Origin of the sequence: Siccirubricoccus deserti (genome assembly GCF_014283215.1) — a bacterium.
GTDB classification, from domain to species: Bacteria; Pseudomonadota; Alphaproteobacteria; order Acetobacterales; family Acetobacteraceae; genus Siccirubricoccus; species Siccirubricoccus deserti.
In genome coordinates, this window is record NZ_JACOMF010000215.1 from 1 (window position 1) to 1387 (window position 1387).

Consider the following 1387-nt stretch of genomic DNA (forward strand, 5'->3'; position numbering starts at 1 on the left):
TGCCGCCTCGGGAGTGGGCCATGGCCAAGGCCCAGTTCGCCGTGATCTTCAGCCAGCGCTTCACCAAGGCCCTGGCCTGACCGTGTCGTTCAACCGACCGGCCGAACACGGAATTCCTGACACTCCCCAGCAGGGCCGTCGCCGCCAGGCACCGCCCCGGCGCAACCACGGCGCCTTGCCGGAGCATCTGCCGCGCTACGAAGTGCTGCTCGACGTCGAGCGCCACGACTGCCCCTGCTGCGGCGGCGCGCTGCACGCGATCGGCGAGCTCCGCACCGAGCAACTCGACATCGTGCCCGCCCAGCTCCGGGTCCGCGTCACCCGCCGCCCGCGCTACGCCTGCCGGGCCTGCGAAGGCGCGGTGGTGGTGGCGCCCGCGCCGGAGCGGCCGATCGACGGCGGCATGGCGACCGAGGCGTTGATCGCCCGCGTGGTGGTCGGCAAGTTCTGCGACAGCGCTCAGGCGCAGATGCTGGCGCGGCAGGGCGTCGCTCTGGACCGCTCGACGCTCAGGTCGGACGTATACGTCCGACGGGTCGGCCGGGCCTGCTGGTGGCTGACCCCGCTCTACGACCTGCTGGTCGGCACGGCGCTGTCCGCGGCCAAGCTGTTCGCCGACGACACCACGCTGCCCGTCCTCAACCCAGGCCGCGGCCGGACCAAGACCGGGCGGCTCTGGTGCTACGCGGTCGATGACCGGCCGTGGTGCGGCCCAAGCCACCCGGTGGCGGCCTATGTCTACACCGAGGATCGCAAGGGCCTACGCCCCGCCGGGCGTCTGGCGGCATTCCGCGGCGTGCTGCAGGTCGATGGCTATCCCGGGTTCAAGCGGCTGGCGGGCGACCGCGCCGACGCCTCGGTCGGCCTGGCTTTCTGCTGGGCCCACATGCGGCGGTACTTCTACGAATTCCACGTCTCCACCCAGTCACCTCTCGCGGCCGAGGTGCTGGCGCAGATCCAGGCGCTCTATGCCATCGAGGGTCAGATCCGCGGTCATCCCGCCAAGCACCGGCAACAGGCGCGGCAGGAACGCAGTCGACCGGTCGTCGAGGCCCTGCACACCTGGCTGCAGGCCCATCTGGGCCGCGTCTCCGCCACCTCGGACCTGGCCAAGGCCATCCGCTATGCCTTGCGGCATTGGTCCGGCCTGACAGTGTTTCTCGACGACGGCCGGGTCGAGATGGACTCGAACGTGGTCGAGCGCGCCATCCGTCCGGTCGCTCTCAATCGCAAGAATGCACTGAACCGTCCCGGGTTTGTCGGCAACTGTAATCAGGTTGCGGTGTCGAGTCGGTAGTTTGTTCCGCTAGAAACCATGGCATTGAGTGTGACGAGGAGCTTGCGAGCCGTGGCGGTCAGGGTGGCCTTCACTGACTTGCCTGCGGCC

General features: G+C 69.6%; 2 protein-coding genes. One reads left to right on the plus strand and one right to left on the minus strand.

Features of this window, described 5'->3' with window-relative positions; all coding sequences use genetic code 11:
• Positions 1 to 226, minus strand: a 226-nt coding sequence (locus H7965_RS31595; protein ID WP_261394443.1) for a hypothetical protein, incomplete at its 3' end; no start/stop codon positions are given.
• On the opposite strand from H7965_RS31595, the gene tnpC reads away from it, so the two are divergent.
• Positions 203 to 1297, plus strand: coding sequence for an IS66 family transposase (gene tnpC / locus H7965_RS29905; RefSeq protein ID WP_390624659.1), 1095 nt, complete (start codon positions 203 to 205; stop codon positions 1295 to 1297). The genes H7965_RS31595 and tnpC overlap by 24 nt on opposite strands.
• Positions 1298 to 1387 lie beyond the last annotated feature (90 nt).